General features: G+C 70.4%; 15 protein-coding genes and 1 pseudogene. 3 read left to right on the plus strand and 13 right to left on the minus strand.

Annotated elements, in window-relative coordinates:
• Positions 1–34 precede the first annotated feature (34 nt).
• The gene (locus tag DJ75_RS14885) at positions 35–463 is read left to right on the plus strand and encodes a DUF5822 domain-containing protein (protein ID WP_094525206.1); all 429 of its coding nucleotides are present in this window, start codon (positions 35–37) and stop codon (positions 461–463) included.
• On the opposite strand, the gene DJ75_RS14890 is transcribed toward DJ75_RS14885, so the two are convergent.
• The 8 genes from DJ75_RS14890 to DJ75_RS14925 all read right to left on the minus strand — a co-directional run bounded on the left by DJ75_RS14890 (position 460) and on the right by DJ75_RS14925 (position 6,671).
• The gene (locus DJ75_RS14890) at positions 460–1,059 is read right to left on the minus strand and encodes an HAD family hydrolase (protein ID WP_094525207.1); all 600 of its coding nucleotides are present in this window, start codon (positions 1,057–1,059) and stop codon (positions 460–462) included. The genes DJ75_RS14885 and DJ75_RS14890 overlap by 4 nt on opposite strands.
• Positions 1,056–2,216: an acyl-CoA dehydrogenase family protein gene (locus DJ75_RS14895; protein ID WP_094525208.1), complete on the minus strand. Its 1,161-nt coding sequence runs from the start codon at positions 2,214–2,216 to the stop codon at positions 1,056–1,058. The genes DJ75_RS14890 and DJ75_RS14895 overlap by 4 nt, the downstream gene beginning before the upstream one ends.
• 95 nt (positions 2,217–2,311) lie before the next feature.
• Entirely contained in the window at positions 2,312–3,331 is a 1,020-nt protein-coding gene (locus DJ75_RS14900) for an AIR synthase family protein (protein WP_094525209.1), read from the minus strand.
• Entirely contained in the window at positions 3,328–4,668 is a 1,341-nt protein-coding gene (locus DJ75_RS14905) for an alanine--tRNA ligase-related protein (RefSeq protein WP_094525210.1), read from the minus strand. Before DJ75_RS14905 ends, DJ75_RS14900 begins: the two co-directional genes overlap by 4 nt.
• A 600-nt stretch (positions 4,669–5,268) precedes the next feature.
• Positions 5,269–5,469 carry a dodecin gene (locus tag DJ75_RS14910; RefSeq protein ID WP_094525211.1) on the minus strand — a complete coding sequence of 67 codons (201 nt, stop codon included), beginning with the start codon at positions 5,467–5,469 and terminating at the stop codon, positions 5,269–5,271.
• A 56-nt stretch (positions 5,470–5,525) separates the two neighbouring features.
• Positions 5,526–5,864, minus strand: a complete 339-nt coding sequence (locus DJ75_RS14915; protein ID WP_094525212.1) for a hypothetical protein — start codon at positions 5,862–5,864, stop codon at positions 5,526–5,528.
• A gap of 126 nt (positions 5,865–5,990) precedes the next feature.
• Positions 5,991–6,236 (minus strand): DUF5816 domain-containing protein, encoded by a 246-nt coding sequence (locus tag DJ75_RS14920; protein ID WP_094525213.1) that lies wholly within the window; start codon positions 6,234–6,236, stop codon positions 5,991–5,993.
• Positions 6,237–6,305: 69 nt separating this feature from the next.
• Positions 6,306–6,671, minus strand: a complete 366-nt coding sequence (locus tag DJ75_RS14925; RefSeq protein WP_094525214.1) for an iron-sulfur cluster assembly accessory protein — start codon at positions 6,669–6,671, stop codon at positions 6,306–6,308.
• Between the two features lie 215 nt (positions 6,672–6,886).
• Between DJ75_RS14925 and DJ75_RS14930 the strand changes: the two genes are divergently transcribed.
• Positions 6,887–9,199, plus strand: a complete 2,313-nt coding sequence (locus DJ75_RS14930; RefSeq protein WP_094525215.1) for a glycoside hydrolase family 32 protein — start codon at positions 6,887–6,889, stop codon at positions 9,197–9,199.
• A 59-nt stretch (positions 9,200–9,258) separates the two neighbouring features.
• On the opposite strand, the pseudogene DJ75_RS14935 reads toward DJ75_RS14930, so the two are convergent.
• Positions 9,259–10,442, minus strand: a pseudogene (locus DJ75_RS14935) (glycoside hydrolase family 68 protein).
• 224 nt (positions 10,443–10,666) lie between these two features.
• Between DJ75_RS14935 and DJ75_RS14940 the strand changes: the two are divergent.
• On the plus strand, positions 10,667–11,740 hold the full coding sequence (locus DJ75_RS14940) for a TrmB family transcriptional regulator (RefSeq protein ID WP_094525226.1): 1,074 nt from the start codon (positions 10,667–10,669) through the stop codon (positions 11,738–11,740).
• Positions 11,741–12,051: 311 nt separating this feature from the next.
• Here the strand turns inward: DJ75_RS14940 and DJ75_RS14945 are convergent, their stop codons facing one another.
• From DJ75_RS14945 to DJ75_RS14960, 4 genes are all read right to left on the minus strand, one after another.
• Complete coding sequence (locus DJ75_RS14945) at positions 12,052–13,230, minus strand: ABC transporter ATP-binding protein (protein WP_094525216.1); 1,179 nt, start codon at positions 13,228–13,230, stop codon at positions 12,052–12,054.
• A gap of 6 nt (positions 13,231–13,236) precedes the next feature.
• Entirely contained in the window at positions 13,237–14,211 is a 975-nt protein-coding gene (locus DJ75_RS14950) for a carbohydrate ABC transporter permease (protein WP_094525217.1), read from the minus strand.
• A gap of 1 nt (position 14,212) precedes the next feature.
• Complete coding sequence (locus DJ75_RS14955; RefSeq protein ID WP_094525218.1) at positions 14,213–15,190, minus strand: carbohydrate ABC transporter permease; 978 nt, start codon at positions 15,188–15,190, stop codon at positions 14,213–14,215.
• A 184-nt stretch (positions 15,191–15,374) separates the two neighbouring features.
• Positions 15,375–16,728: extracellular solute-binding protein (locus tag DJ75_RS14960; RefSeq protein ID WP_094525219.1), on the minus strand; the 1,354-nt coding region annotated here is incomplete at its 5' end.

The following is a 16,728-nucleotide window of genomic DNA, read 5'->3' on the forward strand; positions in this document are numbered from 1 at the left end:
CACCGATTTGCCACTCGGCGCCCGAGGCGGAGGCGTGCAACCTGTCGAGCGGGCCGAGTTCGAGGGGGTCGACTACGGTTGGGTGATGCAGACGACGTTCGTGCTCACGATCGTCGTCGGCGCTCCGGTCGTCGCGGTCCTCTCCGCGTTCGTCACCCTCGAGTCGTGGGGGGCCCGCGCCGCCTTCGCGGTCCGCGTCGGCGCGCCGATCTGGTTCCTGACCGCCGTCGCCGTCGCGCTCTACGCGCGCCGCACCGACGCCGGCGACGGCGGCGTGACGAGAGACGACGCGGACGCCGAGAGTGAAGTGGGAAGCGCCGGCGACGGCGGAGTGGCGGGAGACGACGATGACGCCGAGGGTGGAGTGAGAATCGCCGAGGACGACGGTGACGCCGCCGAGGACGACGGTGACGCCGCCGAGGACGACGAACGCGATCGCGCGAGCGAGGGCGCCGGGAGCTAGATCAGGTCCGCCGCCCACGCGAACGCGACGCCGGCGCGCTCCGCCGCCTCCGCGTCGCGCGGCGAGTCGCCGACGAACAGCGCGTCCCCCGGCGCCGCACCGAGGCGCTCTACCGCCGCGAGCAGCGACTCCGGCTCCGGTTTGTGCGTCCCGACGGTGTCGCGGCCGACGATCGCGTCCGGATCGAGGGCGTCGCCGAGCCCGTGCGTGTCGACGGCGACCCGGCACGCCTCCTCGCAGTTGAGCGAGCAGACGCCGGCCGGCGGCGTGCTCGGCCGATCGCCCGCTCCCTCGACCAGTCGCTCGCCGAGCGGGAGCAGCGTCGAGTCGCGCGCGCCGGCCCGCTCGTGGAGCCCGATCGCCTCCTCTACCGGCTCCCGGATCCCGTACTCGTCCGACGCCTCCAGCAGGCCCCAGAGATCCCTCGTCGGCGGCTTGACCGCGTGCTTGGAGTACACGTCGAGCACGGACGACGCCACCGTCCCCCAGTCGACCGCGAGCTCGACGAGCGTCCCGTCGAGGTCGTAGACGACGGCGTCGTATCCCGCGGGACCGGTCGGTCCGCCGTCGCCGGTCGCCGGCTCGTCACCCGTCATTTGCCCAATACCCCCCGCGCGATGATCGTCTTCTGGATCTCCGTGGTCCCCTCGTAGATCTCCGTGATCTTCGCGTCGCGGTAGAGCCGCTCCACGTCGAAGTCGGTCGTGTAGCCGTAGCCGCCGTGGATCTGGACCGCCTCGTTGGTCACCGACATCGCCGCTTCGCTGGCGCGGTACTTCGCCTTCGAGGCCGCGACGCGGTTGTCCTCGCCCGCCTCGGCCTGCCGGCACGCCTCGCGCACGAGCAGGCGGGCCGCGGAGACGTCCGTCGACATCTCCGCGAGCTTATGCCGGATCGTCTGTATCTCGGCGATCGGCTCCCCGAACTGCTCGCGCTCGGCGGCGTACGACGTCGCCTCGTCGAGCGCGGCCTGCGCGACGCCGACCGCCTGCGCCGCGATCCCGATCCGGCCGCCGGTCAGGGTCCGGAACGCGGCCGAGAGCCCCTTCCCCTCCTCGGTGAGCCGGTTCTCCGCCGGGACCCGACAGCCGTCGAAGCTGATCCCGGTCGTGTCGGAGGCGCGGAGTCCGAGCTTCTCCTCTTTCCTCCCGACCTCGAACCCCTCCGCGTCGGCCGGGACGAGGAACTGAGTGATCGAGTCCGGCTCACCGGCGTCGGCCCTCGCGAAGACGATCGCCACGCCGCCCCGCTTCCCGTTCGTGATCCACTGCTTCTCGCCGTTCAGCACGTACTCGTCGGTCTCGGGGTCGTACTCGGCCGTCGTCGACATCTCCGCCGGGTTCGACCCCGCGTGCGGCTCGGAGAGACAGAACATCCCGACCGGTCGGCCCGCGGCCGCCATCTCCGGGAGCCAGCGCTCCCGCTGGGCCTCGCTCCCGAACTCGGCGATACAGGACGTGGCGAGGCAGTGGACGGACAGCGCGGTCGCGACCGCGAGGTGCCCGTACGCCAGCTCTTCGTTGACGACGGCGTACGTCGTCTCGTCGGCGTCGAAGCCGCCGTACGCCTCGGGGACGGTCAGGCCCGTCAGCCCGAGCTCGGCCAGCCCGTCCCAGGCGTCCTCCGGGAACGACTCGGCCTCGTCGGCCTCGCCGGCTCCGGGCCGGAGCTCCTCGACCGCGAACTCCCGGACGAGCTCCCGGATCGCCTCCTGTTCGTCGGTGAGCGACGAGCCGACGCGTGCGCCAGTCATGACACTCGGTTCGGTCTCACGCGGAAAAAAGGTGAGCGATCGGGGTGTGGGGTCCGACGCGGCCGCCCGCTCCCCCGAGGGCTCCTCCGCCTCCGCTACTCCCATAACGGGTACAGCTCGTCGCGAGGCGGCTCATCGATCCGATCGCCGTCGAGGAGGACGGCGCCGGCGTCGGAGGCGTCGGAAGCGTCGGAGGCGTCTACACCGCCCGCCCCGTCCGCCGCCCGCACCTCGCCGATCTCGCCGACGGCGATCCCGGCGGCCGCCAGCGCGTCGATCGCCTCGCCGACGCGTTCGGGCGGCACCGCCGCCAGCAGCGCGCCGGAGCCGAACGTCGCCAGCGGGTCGACGCCCACCGCCGCGCAGCAGGCCTCCGTTTCGGGTCGAACCGGGACCCGGTCGCGCTCGACCGCGAGGACCGTCTCGCTCGCGCTCGCGGTCTCGACGAGGGCGGTGAGCAGACCGCCCTCGGTCGGGTCGTGCATGGCGGTCGCGGCGTCGCGGACCGCGGCCGCGTCGGGGACGACGCCCACCTCGTCGAGGAACGCGGCGGCGGAATCGAGCGTCGCGGCCGACACGCCCGCCTCGGCGCACTCCTCGCGGAAGTCCGTCGCGAGGATCGCGGTCGCCTCGATCCCGGCGCCCTTCGTGAGGAGGAGCCGGTCGCTCGGCTCGGCCCCGCCGGTCGACACGAAGCGGTCCGTCGTTCCGAGCGCGGTCATCGAGCAGAGCGGGCGCTCCAGCGACGGCAGCACCTCCGTGTGGCCGCCGACGACCGCGACGCCGAGGTCGCGGGCGGTCGCGTCCACCTGCTCCGCGACCGTCCGGAGGCGCGCCGGGTCGTCGTCGGGCAGGAAGAGCGTGTGCGTGAGCCACCGCGGGTCCGCGCCGCTCGCGGCCACGTCGTTGCAGGCGACGTGGACCGCCAGTTCGCCCACGGCGTCGGCCGCCAGCGAGAGCGGGTCCGCGGCGACCACCAGCGTCGACTCCGCGCCGGTCAGGTCGATCGCGGCCGCGTCCTCGCCGTAGGCGGGTCCCGCCTCGATCGCGTCGTCGTCGGCCCCGGTCGCCGCGAGGACCGCCGCGAGCGCCTCGGGGCCGAGCTTGCCGGTCATCGGTCGCGCAGCCACGCGACGACGGCGTCGGCGTCGGCGTCGAGCCCGCCGCCCTGCGCGAACGTCGGGCCCCCGCCCCCGCCGCCGCCGAACTCGTCGGTGACCGCGTCCACGACCGCGCCGGCGTCGGGGCTCGCGCCGTCCGAGCCGCCGTCGCCGTCGACCCCGTCCGCGACCGCCACGACCACGAACGGCGCGCTCCCCGTGCCGACCGCCGCGACCGCGTCGGGCGCGTCCGCGGCCCCGTCGCCGTCGTCGAGGAGGCGCTCCGCCGGCCCCCGCAGGTCGTTCGGGTCGGCGCCGTCGACGGTCCCCACCGCCCACGTCGCCCCGTCGACATCGGTGGTCGGGAAGTCGCCGAGCCGGGCGGTCAGCAGGTCGGTCCGGGCGTCCCGGAGCTCTCCCTCCAGCCGGTCGACCTCGTCGCGGAGGCGGTCGACCGCGTCCGGGAGGTCACCGATCCGCGCGTCGAGGCTCGTCGCGGCGTCGAGCGCGGCCGCGTGGACCGCGGCGTCGTGGTCGATCGCGGTCGGGCCGACCGCGAACTCGACGCGGGTCACGCCCTCGCCGGGGTTCGACCGGTCGAGCACGGAGATCGGCCCGATCTCGCTCGTGTTCCGGACGTGGGTGCCGCCGCAGGCGGCGACGTCCCACGCGGACGCGGCGTCGCTCTCGCCGCCCGCGCCGTCTTCGCCGCCCCCGCCGCCCGCGCCGTCCTCGTCGCCCTCGCCGGCCGGGCCGTCCCCGCCGACCGTCACGACGCGGACCGCCTCGCTCCCGCTCATCGCGCCCTCCTCGGTCTTGGTGTTGAAGGCGATCCCCTCGATCGCGCGGGCCTCATCCTCCGGGAGCGTCTCCCACGAGACGGGCAGCGAGTCCCACACGGCGCGGTTGGCGAGTCGCTCCAGCTCGACGAGGTCCGCGTCGCCGATGGGGTCGGCCGTCGTCAGGTCGACGCGGACCTTCTCCGCCGCGATGTCGAAGCCGGCGTAGCCGAGGTCCTCGCAGGTCCGACGCGCGGCGCCGTAGAGCACGTGCGAGGCGGTGTGCGCCCGGGCGCAGTACGTCCGGAACGCGTCGTCGACGATCCCCGAGACCGTCTCGCCGACCGCGATCGACCCCGGCGGCTCCTCGCCCAGCACGTGGACGACCCGGCCGCCGCGCTCGGTCACGTCCTCGAGGAGGACGCCGTCGATCGTTCCCCTGTCCGCCGGCTGGCCGCCGGACTCGGCGTAGAAGAACGTCTCGCTCAGGACGACCTCGCGGCCGTCGACCGACTCCACCGTCGCCTCGAACTCCCTGACCTCGGGATCCGCCGGCGCGCGTGACGCTGTCATGGGCGACCCGTGGTCGCGGTCGGATAAATAGGTGTTCGCCTCGGCGTTCGTTTATAAATCATCCTGCGACGGCGCGTGCCGACGAGCGTCCGAGGGGCGCGAGTAGCGAGGGACCGAAGGTCCCTCTGACAGCCGGCGCGTGGCGCCGGCGATCGCACGCGCGAGGGAGGCGGCGGCCCGGCGCGGGCGGAGCCGCGCCGGGCCGTCCGCCGAGGCTGGGGAGGTGTGAGGCTGCGGTGCCGTGCGGTCGGGTGGGACTCAAAGGGGCAGCCGCGAGGGCGAGGGCGGCCGAAGTAAGCACCGCAGCGAGGGAGCGGTAGCGACCGACCGAGGAGCGCAACGAGGCCTCCGAGCCGTCGCGGCTGGGGCTTTGGAGGCGTTCAGCGTCGAGTCGCCGATCGCGTATCGCCGAGCCGCCGGGGCTTCGGGGCTCTTCACCGTCGCTTTGCACTCGGTCAGTTATAACCGAACGACCGGGACGCCGAAGACGTTCTCCGCGGCGGCGACGGGACGCGGAGGGACGAATGCCACCGTCGAGCCCCCTCCCGAGACGGCAAAAGAAGTGTCACGACTCCTCGGCGACCGATTCGCGTCGATCCCTCAGCCCTCGAGTTCGAACGCGACCTCGACCTCGGCCTGGTACTCCCGGGTCGGCGCGTTCTTGATCTCCACGCCGAACTCCTGTACCTCCGCCCAGTAGACGTTCTCGAGCGTGTCTTCGGCGCGGTCGATCGCCTCGTCCGCGGCGTCGTCGAAGCTCTCCTCGCTCGTCCCGATCAGCGTGATCTTTTTAAACACCATGTCGCGTGCTACTTGCACGCACGTTCACATAAAAGGGGTGGAGTCCCGGGGCGCCGTCAGGGACTGCCGGGCGCGCCTTCCATCACGGCGAAGTCCTCGCCGTCGGCCTCGATACCGATGACCGCCCAGTCGTACGGGGGCTTCTTGGAGACGAGGCGGTCGCGCAGGTCGCCGGCCCGGTTGCGCCACGTGACGAAACAGCGGAGCCGCGGCGTCTCGCCGCCGTCCGTCAGATACGGGTCCAGATCGTCGTCGTCCATACACAACACCGTCACGAGCACGCGTCGCCATTTCCGCTCCGCGATGAACTCCTGTCCGCCCTCGGAGACGGTGTATCCGAGTTCGCGAAAGACATCTCTGGCCTCCGTCGTCGGTGGGATGCTCGCAGTGGCCATCTACCTCATCGTTCGCCTCCATCCGTGATAAAGTTTCTCACGATTCCGCGGACGCGGTTATTCGTCCACCAACGCGGCCGCTCACGACCGTTTTCCGTCAGATCACCGTCGGCCGTCTGTGACCGGTCACTCGTGGGCGGCGTCCCACTCGTCGGGCTTCCGGATGTTGCCGCACTCCGTGCACTGGATCCGGCCCATCGTGTCCATCGCGGTGTCGAACGAGTCGCAGTTCCCGCAGCGGAACCCCCACCGGGCCGACCCGTCCGCGTCGGCGAACACGACGTAAAAGGGGCCCTCGGCGCCGCGCTCGATCATCGTCCGGTCGGTGTACACGCGCTCGCCGTCGGCCGTCGTCGAAGCGTCGAGACTCATACCAGCCCGTATTCGACGGAACCGCTTAAAAGCGAGAGTCGACGGCGGGCGGGCCGCCCGGACGCCGCGCTACGTCCGGAACGACTCGCCGCAGCCGCACTCGGAGACGACGTTCGGGTTCTCGACCTCGAAGCCGGCGGCCTGGAGGCCGTGTTCGTAGTCGAGCCTGCTCCCGCCGATGTAGTTCCGGCTCGCGGGATCGACGAACACGCGGAGCCCGTGGTGTTCGACCACGAGGTCGTCCTCTTCAGGCTCCGTGTCGAACCGCATCCCGTACGAGAGGCCCGCGCAACCGCCCTGTTGGACGAACAGCCGGAGTCCGGCCTTCTCCGTGTCGAGCCCCTCTCCCTCCAGCAGCGAGAGGGCCTCCTCCGCGGCGTCGGGCGTCACCTCGATGGCCGGGTCGCTCCCCGCTTCGACCGTTTCGGTACTCATGCGAACGCCTTCCGCTCCCACGGTAAAAACCCTGCCGGCGGATCCCCGCCGGTCGTTGCCGCTGACGGTTACGTTCCCCCGAGCGATCCCCCCCGATCGACCCGTCGACGGTTACGCGGTCGCCACTTGGTGACCGCTCCGACGCGACCGCTCCGTGGCGCCGGCTCCGCCGCGGGGACGACACGGTTTTGATTCGGTGGCGAGTGAACACGGGTATGACGGATTCGTCGCTCCGCGTCGGGCTGTTAGTCGACGGGGATCCCACGGCCGAGCAGCGCGCCGCCGCAGAGTGGATCGGGGCCCGCGACGGCGCGGCCGCCGACGTCGTCCCGTTCGACGCCCTCGACGAGCGCGGCGCGGTCGCCCCGCCGACGACGCCGACCCCCGGGGACGCGGACGGTTCGCAGTCGCTCGGCGAGTCGTATCCGGGGGCCGGCGTCGGCGACGGCGCCGGTCGGTTCGACGTCCTCTGGTGGCACCGCGACCGCCCGCTCGGCGGCGCGACTCCCCTCGCCGACGCGGCGCCCGCGATCGAGGCGTTCCTCGCCGACGGCGGGGGCCTCTGTCTCAGCCTCTACGCGTTCGCGGCGGTCGACGCGCTCTCGGTCGAGTCGGTCCCCCCGGACCGCGTCGGCGACGACGCGCTCGGGGAGCCGACGGGCGTGCTCTGGCGCTCGCTGCGCGCCGACCACCCCGCGCTCGACGCGCTCGACGGGCTCCGCCACGCGGTCCGGCGGCGCGGGACGGTGCCCGGGGTGCGATACGAGCGCGTGCTCCCCGCCGACGGCGAGCCGCTCGCCTCGACGGTCCGCGGCGGCACCGAGGTCCCGGAGGAGGTGACGGTCGTCTCGTGGCCGGCCGGCGACGGCGCCGTCCTCGGGATCGGCGCGCCCGTGCTGTTCGCCGAGCCGCCGACGGACGGCCACCCCGAGAGCGACCGGGACCTCGGCGCGACTCGGGACCGGCTGCTCGCGGGGTGTCTCCGGAGCCTCGCGTCGTCCGGTCCGGTTCCGAGTCGACCCGAGACCGCCGCCGACATGCGTCGGCTCCGCGAGCGCGTGGACGAGACGGGCGAGGACGGCCCGGGCGGCCGCCCCGCCTACCACCTCACGGCGCCCGCGAACTGGCTGAACGACCCGAACGGGCTCGTCCGATGGGACGGGCGGTACCACGTCTTCTACCAGTACAACCCCGGCGGCCCGTACCACAACACCATCCACTGGGGCCACGCCGTCAGCGACGACCTGGTCACGTGGCGCGACGAGCCGGTCGCGCTCGCCCCCTCGCCCGACGGCCCCGACCGCGACGGCTGCTGGTCGGGCTGCGCCGTCGACGACGACGGCACGGCGACGGTCCTCTACACCGGCGGGCGGGGCCGCGACCAGCTCCCCTGTCTCGCGACCGCCGACGACTCCGGGCTCCGATCGTGGGAGAAGTACGACGGCAACCCCGTCATCGAGGCGCCGCCGGCCGACCTCGACGTCTTGGAGACCGACGACTGGCGCGCGGAGTTCCGCGACCACAACGTCTGGCGCGAGGGCGACACGTGGTACCACCTCGTCGGTACGGGGCTCTCCGACGGCGGGGGCGCCGCGCTGCTGTACACCGCCGACGACCTCCGCGAGTGGACCTACGAGGGCCCCCTGCTCGCGGGCGGTCCCGACGCCGGCGCCGTCTGGGAGTGCCCGGAGCTGCTCGACCTGGGCGACCGGCGGCTCCTCCACGTCTCCGACTACGAGAACGTCGTCTACTTCCTCGGGACCCTCGAAGACGGCGAGCTCGACGTCGACGCCGAGGGCCTGCTCGACCACGGCGACTTCTACGCGCCGCAGTCGCTGGAGGACGGCGACCGGACGCTCACGTGGGGGTGGCTCCCCGAGGCCCGCGACCCGGCCGGCCAGTGGGACGCCGGCTGGTCCGGCGCGCTGTCGCTCCCGCGGGTGATCGAACTCGGCGACGACGGCGACCTCCGACAGCGCCCGGCCGCGGAGGTGACCGACCTCCGCGCGGACCGGATCGCCGACCACCGCGACGTGCGCCTCGCCGACGGCGACCGACGGCGGCTCGACGCCGCCGGGGCGACGATCGAGATCGACGCGGAGATCGCCTTGGAAGACGCCGAGGCGGTCGAGCTGTCGGTGTTCGAGGCGCCCGACCGCGCGGAGCACACGCCGATCCGCTACGAGCGCGACGGCACGCTGACGGTCGATCGGGCGCCGTCGAGCGGCGACTCCGAGGCCTTCACCGATCCGCAGTCGATGTCGGTCCCGCCGTACGACGAGCCGCTGTCGCTGCGGGTGTTCGTCGACCGATCGGTCGTCGAGATATACGCCAACGAGCGGCACTGCCTGACCAGCCGCGTCTACCCGACCCGCGAGGACGCGGTCGACGTCTCCGCGGTCGCCGAGGGCGGGCGCGCGTCGATCCCGCGGCTGACGGCGTGGCGCCTCGACGGCGCGATGGAACCGCCGGAAGACGGGGCGTCGAGCGGAGACGCCGCGGGCGACCCCGCCGCCCGCGAACAGTAGTCGTCGCCGCTTCGGTCGTCGCCCGGCCGTCGCCGCTTCGGTACTCCCCGACCGTACCCTCAGTACTCGCCGAGGTACTCGGCCCCGACTCCCGCCTTCGCCTCGGGGACGCCGCCGTCGAGGTCGTCGGGGAGCTCCGAGCCGTCCGCCACCGGGAGCGGTTCGTCGGGGGTCGGCACCCGCCAGGCGTCGAGCGTCCCGAGCAGCCGGGTGCGGTCCCCGTCGACCGCCAGTCGGAGCGTCGGCGCGAGCGTCCCGCCGAACCGGTCCCGCTGTTCGGCCTCGGGCAGCTCGGCGATCGCGTCGAGCGAGTCGCCCCCGAAGTCGTGGTAGTTGAGGAAGCTCTGGACCAACACCTCCTCCGCGTGGGGGAACGCCATCCACGAGTACGCCTGGTACGGCGCCTCCGGCGGGTTCGTCGCGACGAGTCCGGTCCCGTTGAGCGGGCGGTACGGTCCCTCGAACGCGTCGGCGACGAAGCCGTACAGCNNGGGTCGCCGGAGGGGGAGCCCGCCACTCCGACGCAGCCGTTGAACGCCCGCCGCTCCGTCGTCTCGGCGTCGTCGCCCTCACGCTCCGGCGCCGGGACGTTCGCCTCGAAGAGGAGGTGCGTCTCGCCGGTCGCGGGGTCCTCGAAGAACCATGGGTCGCGGAACGTGTACGTCATCCCGCGCGACTGCGCCTCCGTCTCGTACCACTCGCCGTCCGGCTCCAGCAGCGTCTCGTGGGTCCACGGCCCCGCGAGTTCGACCCCGTCGTCCGTCGCGGCGACCGCGCCGCCGTGCGCGACCGCGATCCGCTGGGTGTAGGTCAGCTCGTCGGCGTCGTCGCGGCCGGCGGCCGTGTAGTAGAGGTAGACGTCGCCGTCGTCGTACAGCGCGGATCCGGCCCACTGACGCTGGCCGAGCGCGCCGCCGTCGAACACCGGGCCGGCGTCGCGCCAGCGCTCGCCGTCGGCCGAGTAGAAACAGCGGATCGCGGCGACGTCGTGACGGGTGCCCGGGAGCAGGTCGGCCGTGGCGGTCAGCGAGAACGCCAGCCGCCAGCCGTCGACGTCGGCGATCTCGCCGCGGCGGTCGCGGAGCAGCCACGTGTCCCAGACGTGGAGGTCGGGGAAGGGGTCGACGGTCGGATCGCCGGCCGCCGGCGCGACGTTCCCGCGGCGGCGCTCGATCCCCGCGGCCTGATCGCGGGTCCAGCGCGATCGGGACGGCGAGTCACCTTGGGGGCGCGAATCGTCCATACGATCCGTCCGCGACGAACCGAATAAAGCCTTTTCAGTCGCTCCGACCCGGCGCCGGCGCTCGCCCGGCGGGGCCCGACGAACGACGGAGGAGAGCGACGAGCGCGCCCCCAATCTCCGGTAATAAAACGTTTTATTACGGCCGTGGTAGTTCGAACCATGACCACACGATCGACCGGCCGAACCGGCGAGGGCGACCGCGTCCGCGGCGACGGGTGGCCGCCGTGAAACGCGCGGAGCTGACCGACACGCTTGAGGACGCGGGGCTCTCGCCGTACCAGGCGGACGCGTACGTGACGGTCCTCGAACTCGGCGCGGCGCCGGTGACCCGCGTGGCCGACGCCAGCGGCGTCCCCGACCCGCGCATCTACGACGTGCTGCGGGACCTCGAGAGCGCGGGGTACATCGAGACGTACGAGCAGGAGTCGATGTACGCCCGCGCGAACGACCTGGACGAGATCACCGACGACCTGCAGTCGCGGGCGAACCGACTCACGGACGCGACCGAGGAGATCGAGCGCCGCTGGAACGAGCCGAGCGTCGAGCGGTCGACGGTGAGCATCGTCACGCGGTTCGAGACGGTGATCAAGAACGCCGACGAGTTCATCCGCGGCGCGGAGTCGCAGGTGAACGTCTCGCTCGGCGTCGACGACTTCGAGCGGCTGCGCGACGCGCTCCGCGAGGCGACCGAGCGCGGCGTCCGCGTGAACCTCTCCATCCACACCCCCGACGGGAGCGAGGAGGCCCTCCCCGACCCGGCGGAGCTGAGCGACGTCTGCTCGGAGGCGCGCCACCGGCGGCTCCCCTCGCCGTTCGCGGTGATCGTCGACCGGACGAAGACGTGTTTCGCGCCGCACGCGGGGTCGACGAACGAGTACGGCGTCCTCGTCGACGACCGGACCCACACGTACGTGTTCCACTGGTACTTCCTCACGACGCAGTGGGACACGTGGGAACCGATCTACTCGTCGATCGGCGACGAACCCCCGATCGAGTACGTCGACATCCGCTACTGCGTCCGTGACGTCGCGCCGCTCCTCCGGGACGGCGCGACCGTCAGCGTTCGAGTCGAGGGGGCCGACACCGAGACGGGCGCGGACAGGGTCGTCGAGGGTCCGATCGCCGAGGTCATCGTCACCGGCCCTGAGGACGCGACCGACGCCGAGGTCATCGCGAGCTACGGCGGACAGGTCGCGATCGTGGTCGAGACGGACGACGGCCCCGTCGAAGTGGGGGGATGGGGCGCGATGATCGAGGCGGTCGAGGCGCACCAGATCACGGTCGTAGACATCGACTGACGTAACTGTACGCGTACACGCGGACGCTCGGCGACGAGCGGGTACTCGTCGTTCTCAACTGGTCCGCGGATCGCCCGACGTCCGAGTCGACGGCGGTCGAAACCGCCGCCGCCGCGGTGATGGCGAGCAACTACCGGGGCTCGCCTTCGGATCCGTCCGGGAGCGAGTTCCGACCGTACGAGGCGGTCGTCTATCGGCTCTGAGGGACGTTCCGACTGTTCGAGAGCGAACCGGCCGGGAATCGATCGCGAGGCGGCGGTCACTGACCGCACATCGCAGAAGGGGACCACAGGGAAAATGCGAGCGGCCGCTCAGTCGGCCTGCACGCCGTCGTCGGCCGTCCCGATCTCCGAATCGGCCACGATCCCGTGCGAGATCGCGTCGCCGGAGGCGTCGTCGAACAGGTGGAGGCGCGCGCGGTCGATGACGATCTCGACGTCCTCTTCCTCGCTGATGTCGCTCGACGGGTCGACGCTCATCAACAGCCCCTGTCGCTCCTCGAAGTCGGCCGCTTCGCCCGACGCGCCGAGGATCGGCTTCAGGTAGACGAAGATCTCGTCGCCCATCGGTTCGAGCACGTCGGTCGTGACCGAGAACGTCCTGCTCGGGTCCTCGGCCTCGGCGCTGTTGCTCTTGAGGTAGATGTCCTCCGGACGGATGCCGAACTCCACCGCGTCGCCGGTCCCGACCCCGTCGATCGCCGTGGTGTCGAAGGAGATGGAGTAGCCGTTCGCGTCGAGAGTGCCGTCGCCGACGGTGGCGTCGGCGAAGTTCATCGAGGGCGATCCGATGAATCCCGCGACGAACCGGTTGGCCGGCTCGTTGTAACAGGTCAGCGGCGGCGCGATCTGCTGGAGCTGTCCCTTGTCGAGGACGGCGATCCGGTCCGACATGGTCATCGCCTCGGCCTGGTTGTGCGTGACGTAGATGATTGTCGTGTCCAGCTGCTTGTGGAGCCGCTGAAGCTCGGTCCGCATGTTGACGCGCAGCTTGGCGTCTAAGTTCGCCAGGGGCTCGTCCATCAGGAACACGTCCGGGTCGCGGACGATCGCTCGCGCGATCGCGACGCGCTGACGCTGACCGCCGGACATCTCGCTCGGCATCCGGTCGAGCATCCCCTGCATTCGGACGACTCGCGCCGCCTCGTCGACGCGCTCGTCCATCTCGTCCTGCGGGAAGTCTCGAAGCCGCAGGCCGAAGGAGATGTTGTCGTACACGTCCATGTGCGGGAACAGCGCGATGTTCTGGAACACCATCGCGATCCCGCGGTCCTTCGGCGGGAGGTTCGTCACCTCGCGGTCGCCGATCAGGATCTCACCCGACGTCGGCTTGGTGAGGCCGGCGATCGTCTCGAGCGTCGTGGACTTCCCGCACCCCGACGGACCGACCAAGCAGATGAACTCGCCGTCTTTCAGGTCGAGGTTCATGTTATCAACCGCCGTTACGTCGTCGTACCGTTTCGTGACGTCAGTAAGTTGTACTCGTGACATGTGTGGTCACTCCTTGAGTGCTCCTTGGGTGAGCCCGCTGATGATCTTGTCCTGTGCGACGACGACGAGGATCGCGACCGGAACGATCGCGATCAGACTCGCCGCCGCCTGAAGGTCGTATCGGACGGTGTACTGCGTCTGGAACGCGATGACGCCGTCGACCACCGGCGCCCACTCCGCCGCGCTGTTGCCGGTCATCAGGAACGAGAAGAAGAACTCGGTGTACACCGTAATGAAGGTGAGAATGCCCGCGGTCGCGACGCCGGGGGCGGAGAGCGGCATGATCACGCGGAACAGCGCGCCGAGCCGGGTCGTCCCCTCGACTCTGGCGGCGTCTTCGAGCCCGTCCGGGATCTGGCCGTAGAACGTCGTCAGTATGAAGATCGCCAGCGGCATCGTGAACGCGCTGAGCGGCGTGACGACCGCGCCGGGCGTCCCGTATATCTCGACCGGGAGCGTGAAGAGCCCGAGCATCGGTACCTGCTGGTTGAACGCCCGGAACAGCGGGATGAACAGCGTCGCCGGCGGGAAGAAGCTGAGCACCAGCAGCGAGAACAGGAGCGGCGTCTTCCCGCGGAACTCCAAGCGCCCGAACGCGTACCCGGCGAGGCTTCCGACGAGGAGCACGAACACCGTCACCGTGAACGCGTAAAACAGGCTGTTGAACATGAACCGCGCGAACGGGACCTGCTGGAACACTTGGATGAACACCGACAGATCGATCGTCGTCGGAAGGAGCGGGATGTCGGTCTGTCCGGGCGGCGCCATCGAGACGTTGAACAGCCAGTACAGCGGGAACAGCGAGGTCGTCAACAGCACTCCACCGAGGAACACCAACATCACGGCGTACGCCTTCTCCGGGTTCTGGATCCAGTCGTTGGCCCACCGCGCGATGCGGGATTTGTTCTCTTCGTCGCCGGTTCCGTCGCCGGAGCCGTCGAACGTTTCCGCGTCGTCGTGGTTGCGTGCGTCGATGCTCATATTACGCTAACCCCAGGCTCTGGTTGCTCCGTCGGATGAATCCGAGGTACACCATGATGAACAGTCCCACGACGATGGCGATCAGGACGCTCACGGCGGCCGCGGAGCCGTACAGCGTCGCGGACCCGAACATAAACTGCGTCACGAGACAGGTCATCGACGGGACGGTCGAACAGCCGACCGTGGTCGACTCGATGATGCCGTACACCCGGAGCGCGCCCATCGTCCGGAACAGCATCGCGACCATCAACACGGGGAAGACCAGCGGGAACGTGATGTATCGGAACCGCTGCCAGCGCGACGCGCCCATCACGTCGGCCACCTCGTAGAGGTCCTGGTTGACGCTCTCTAACCCCGCCAAGATCAGGAGGGCCATGAACGCCGAGGTCTTCCAGATGTCCGCCACCGTCACGATGACGAAGCTGTCGAAGGTGGTGTTGAGAGGCAGATTCGAGAAGATTCCGAGCTGCTGGAGGGGCTCGGTCAACAGCCCGTACCCGGGCCGGAACAGCAGGAAGAAGATCATTCCCTGAATGACGATCGGGATCGCCCACGGCAGGATGATGAGGAGCCGAACGAGCCGTCGGCCCTTGTACTCGGCTTTCATCAGCATGGCGTAGAGGAACCCGAGCAGCGTCTCGCCGGTGACGCTCAACACGGCGAACAGTATCGTCATGAACAGCGCCTGTTCCAAAACCGGCGTCTGGAACGAGGGGTCCACGAACGCCGCCGGCGCCAGCGCGTTGGTGTTCGTGAGCAGTTGGACGTAGTTCGTTATCCCGGAGAACTCGCCCAGCTGACCGCCGGTGAGCACGTCGGCGAAGAACGACATCCTGATCGCCGACGCGAGCGGCCAGAACGCGAACAGCAACAGCACGAGGAACGCCGGTACCAGCAGCAGATACGCGTACGCCTGCTCGCTCAGGTTCTCCGTCCACGTCGCGAGTCCCGTCAGGACGCCGTCTGACCCGCCCGACATCTGCGTCCTGCCCTGTTCAGTTGCCACGGCGATCAACACCCCCCGTGACTGCCCGCCGTTGTGGTACGAGCATCGCCCGCCTGTTTTCCGTGCGAATATTTATCATTGTTGGCTGTTTTACATGTATTTCGACTCCTTCCCCCCGCGACGCCGCCGGGGAGGGGAGCCGGTCAATCGGACGCCGTCACCCCGACTGCTCTTCGATTGCGGCGATCTGTTCCTGCATCGCGCTCGCGGCTTCCTCGGGCGTCTTCTCCTGTCGGAGCGCCGAGTTGACCTCGTTGGCGACGACCGTCCGCTGGTTCGGCCACACCGAGGTCGTCGGCCGCGGGATCAGGTTCTCCGCCGAGTACTGGAGCGCCTCGAAGTACGGCCCGTACGTGTCGCTCTCTTCGACGTAGCTGAACAGCTCCGGCTTCGGCGGCATGTAGTTCGCCGCGTCGAACTGCTGCTGGAGGACCGAGTCCTCCCACCACGCCTTGATCACTTCCTTCGCGGACGCCATGTTGTCGGTGTACGGGTTCATGGACATGATCCATCCGCCCTGCGCGTGCCAGGACCCGTTCGGGCCCTTCGGCAGCGGCATCACGCCGAGCTCCATGTCCGACCCCTCGAAGGCGCTCACGGCCCCGCCGATGGAGTAGGTCCAGTTGCGCTGCGTGACCGCGCTCCCGGCCTCGAAGGTGCTCTTCGTGTCGGGTTCGATCCAGCCGGCCACTTCCGGGGGGGAGACCCCAGCGATGTCCATCGGCGAGAGGCCCTCCCCGTGGATGAGGTCCACTGCGGCTTCGATCCCGTCGATCGACTCCTCCGAGTCGAGGGTGACGGGGCGGTCACCGATCGGTCCGAAGAGGTTGTCCTCACCGCCGAAGAAGGCGCCGCCCATGCTCGTGAGGAACTCGTTGAACGTACAGCAGGCCAGCCCGATGTAGTTGTTCCCCTGCCAGAGGTGACCGTAGTCCACGTCAGAGGTCTGCGCCTCGGAGACGATCTGTGAGAACTCCTCCCACGTCGGCGGGTCGGTCCGCCACGTGTCGAAGTCCGAGTCGCCGTATCCGGCGTTCCGCAGCAGGTCCTTCCGGTAGGTGATGACCGGGTAGTCCGGGAAGGTCGGGATCGAGTACAGATCGCCGGTCTCGGGGTGCGTCCCCGTGTCGATCATCGACTGGACACCTTCCTCTTTGACTCGAGAGATGAACTCGTCGTCCATCTCCTCCTCGAGATTGACCAGGTCGTCGCGGACGATGAACGGGATCGTCCATCCGTTGTCCGTCAGAACGAGGTCCGGGTCCGACTCCTCAGCGTTGATCGCGGTCCGGAGCTGCTGTTGCTTGCTGCCGGAGTCCTGCGGCGGCACGACCATCTCGATCGTGATCGAGTCGGGCACGCCCGCCTCGTGTAAGGCCTCCTCCATCCCGGCGTCGACGAACGCCGACCCCGAAAAGACCGTGACGGTCCCACCGATCTCGTCGCCCGAGGATCCCGAGTTCGATCCGTCGCCGCCGCCCCCACCGCCGGAACAGCCCGCGAGGCCGGCC

This window comes from Halorubrum sp. Eb13 (assembly GCF_002252895.1).
GTDB lineage: Archaea > Halobacteriota > Halobacteria > Halobacteriales > Haloferacaceae > Halorubrum.

Coding starts and splice junctions, on each gene's coding strand:
- DJ75_RS14890 (WP_094525207.1), bottom strand. CDS start 1,059: ATGACGGGTGACGAGCCGGCGACCGGCGACGGCGGACCGACCGGTCCC.
- DJ75_RS14895 (WP_094525208.1), bottom strand. CDS start 2,216: ATGACTGGCGCACGCGTCGGCTCGTCGCTCACCGACGAACAGGAGGCG.
- DJ75_RS14900 (WP_094525209.1), bottom strand. CDS start 3,331: ATGACCGGCAAGCTCGGCCCCGAGGCGCTCGCGGCGGTCCTCGCGGCG.
- DJ75_RS14905 (WP_094525210.1), bottom strand. CDS start 4,668: ATGACAGCGTCACGCGCGCCGGCGGATCCCGAGGTCAGGGAGTTCGAG.
- DJ75_RS14910 (WP_094525211.1), bottom strand. CDS start 5,469: ATGGTGTTTAAAAAGATCACGCTGATCGGGACGAGCGAGGAGAGCTTC.
- DJ75_RS14915 (WP_094525212.1), bottom strand. CDS start 5,864: ATGGCCACTGCGAGCATCCCACCGACGACGGAGGCCAGAGATGTCTTT.
- DJ75_RS14920 (WP_094525213.1), bottom strand. CDS start 6,236: ATGAGTCTCGACGCTTCGACGACGGCCGACGGCGAGCGCGTGTACACC.
- DJ75_RS14925 (WP_094525214.1), bottom strand. CDS start 6,671: ATGAGTACCGAAACGGTCGAAGCGGGGAGCGACCCGGCCATCGAGGTG.
- DJ75_RS14930 (WP_094525215.1), top strand. CDS start 6,887: ATGACGGATTCGTCGCTCCGCGTCGGGCTGTTAGTCGACGGGGATCCC.
- DJ75_RS14945 (WP_094525216.1), bottom strand. CDS start 13,230: ATGTCACGAGTACAACTTACTGACGTCACGAAACGGTACGACGACGTA.
- DJ75_RS14950 (WP_094525217.1), bottom strand. CDS start 14,211: ATGAGCATCGACGCACGCAACCACGACGACGCGGAAACGTTCGACGGC.
- DJ75_RS14955 (WP_094525218.1), bottom strand. CDS start 15,190: ATGTCGGGCGGGTCAGACGGCGTCCTGACGGGACTCGCGACGTGGACG.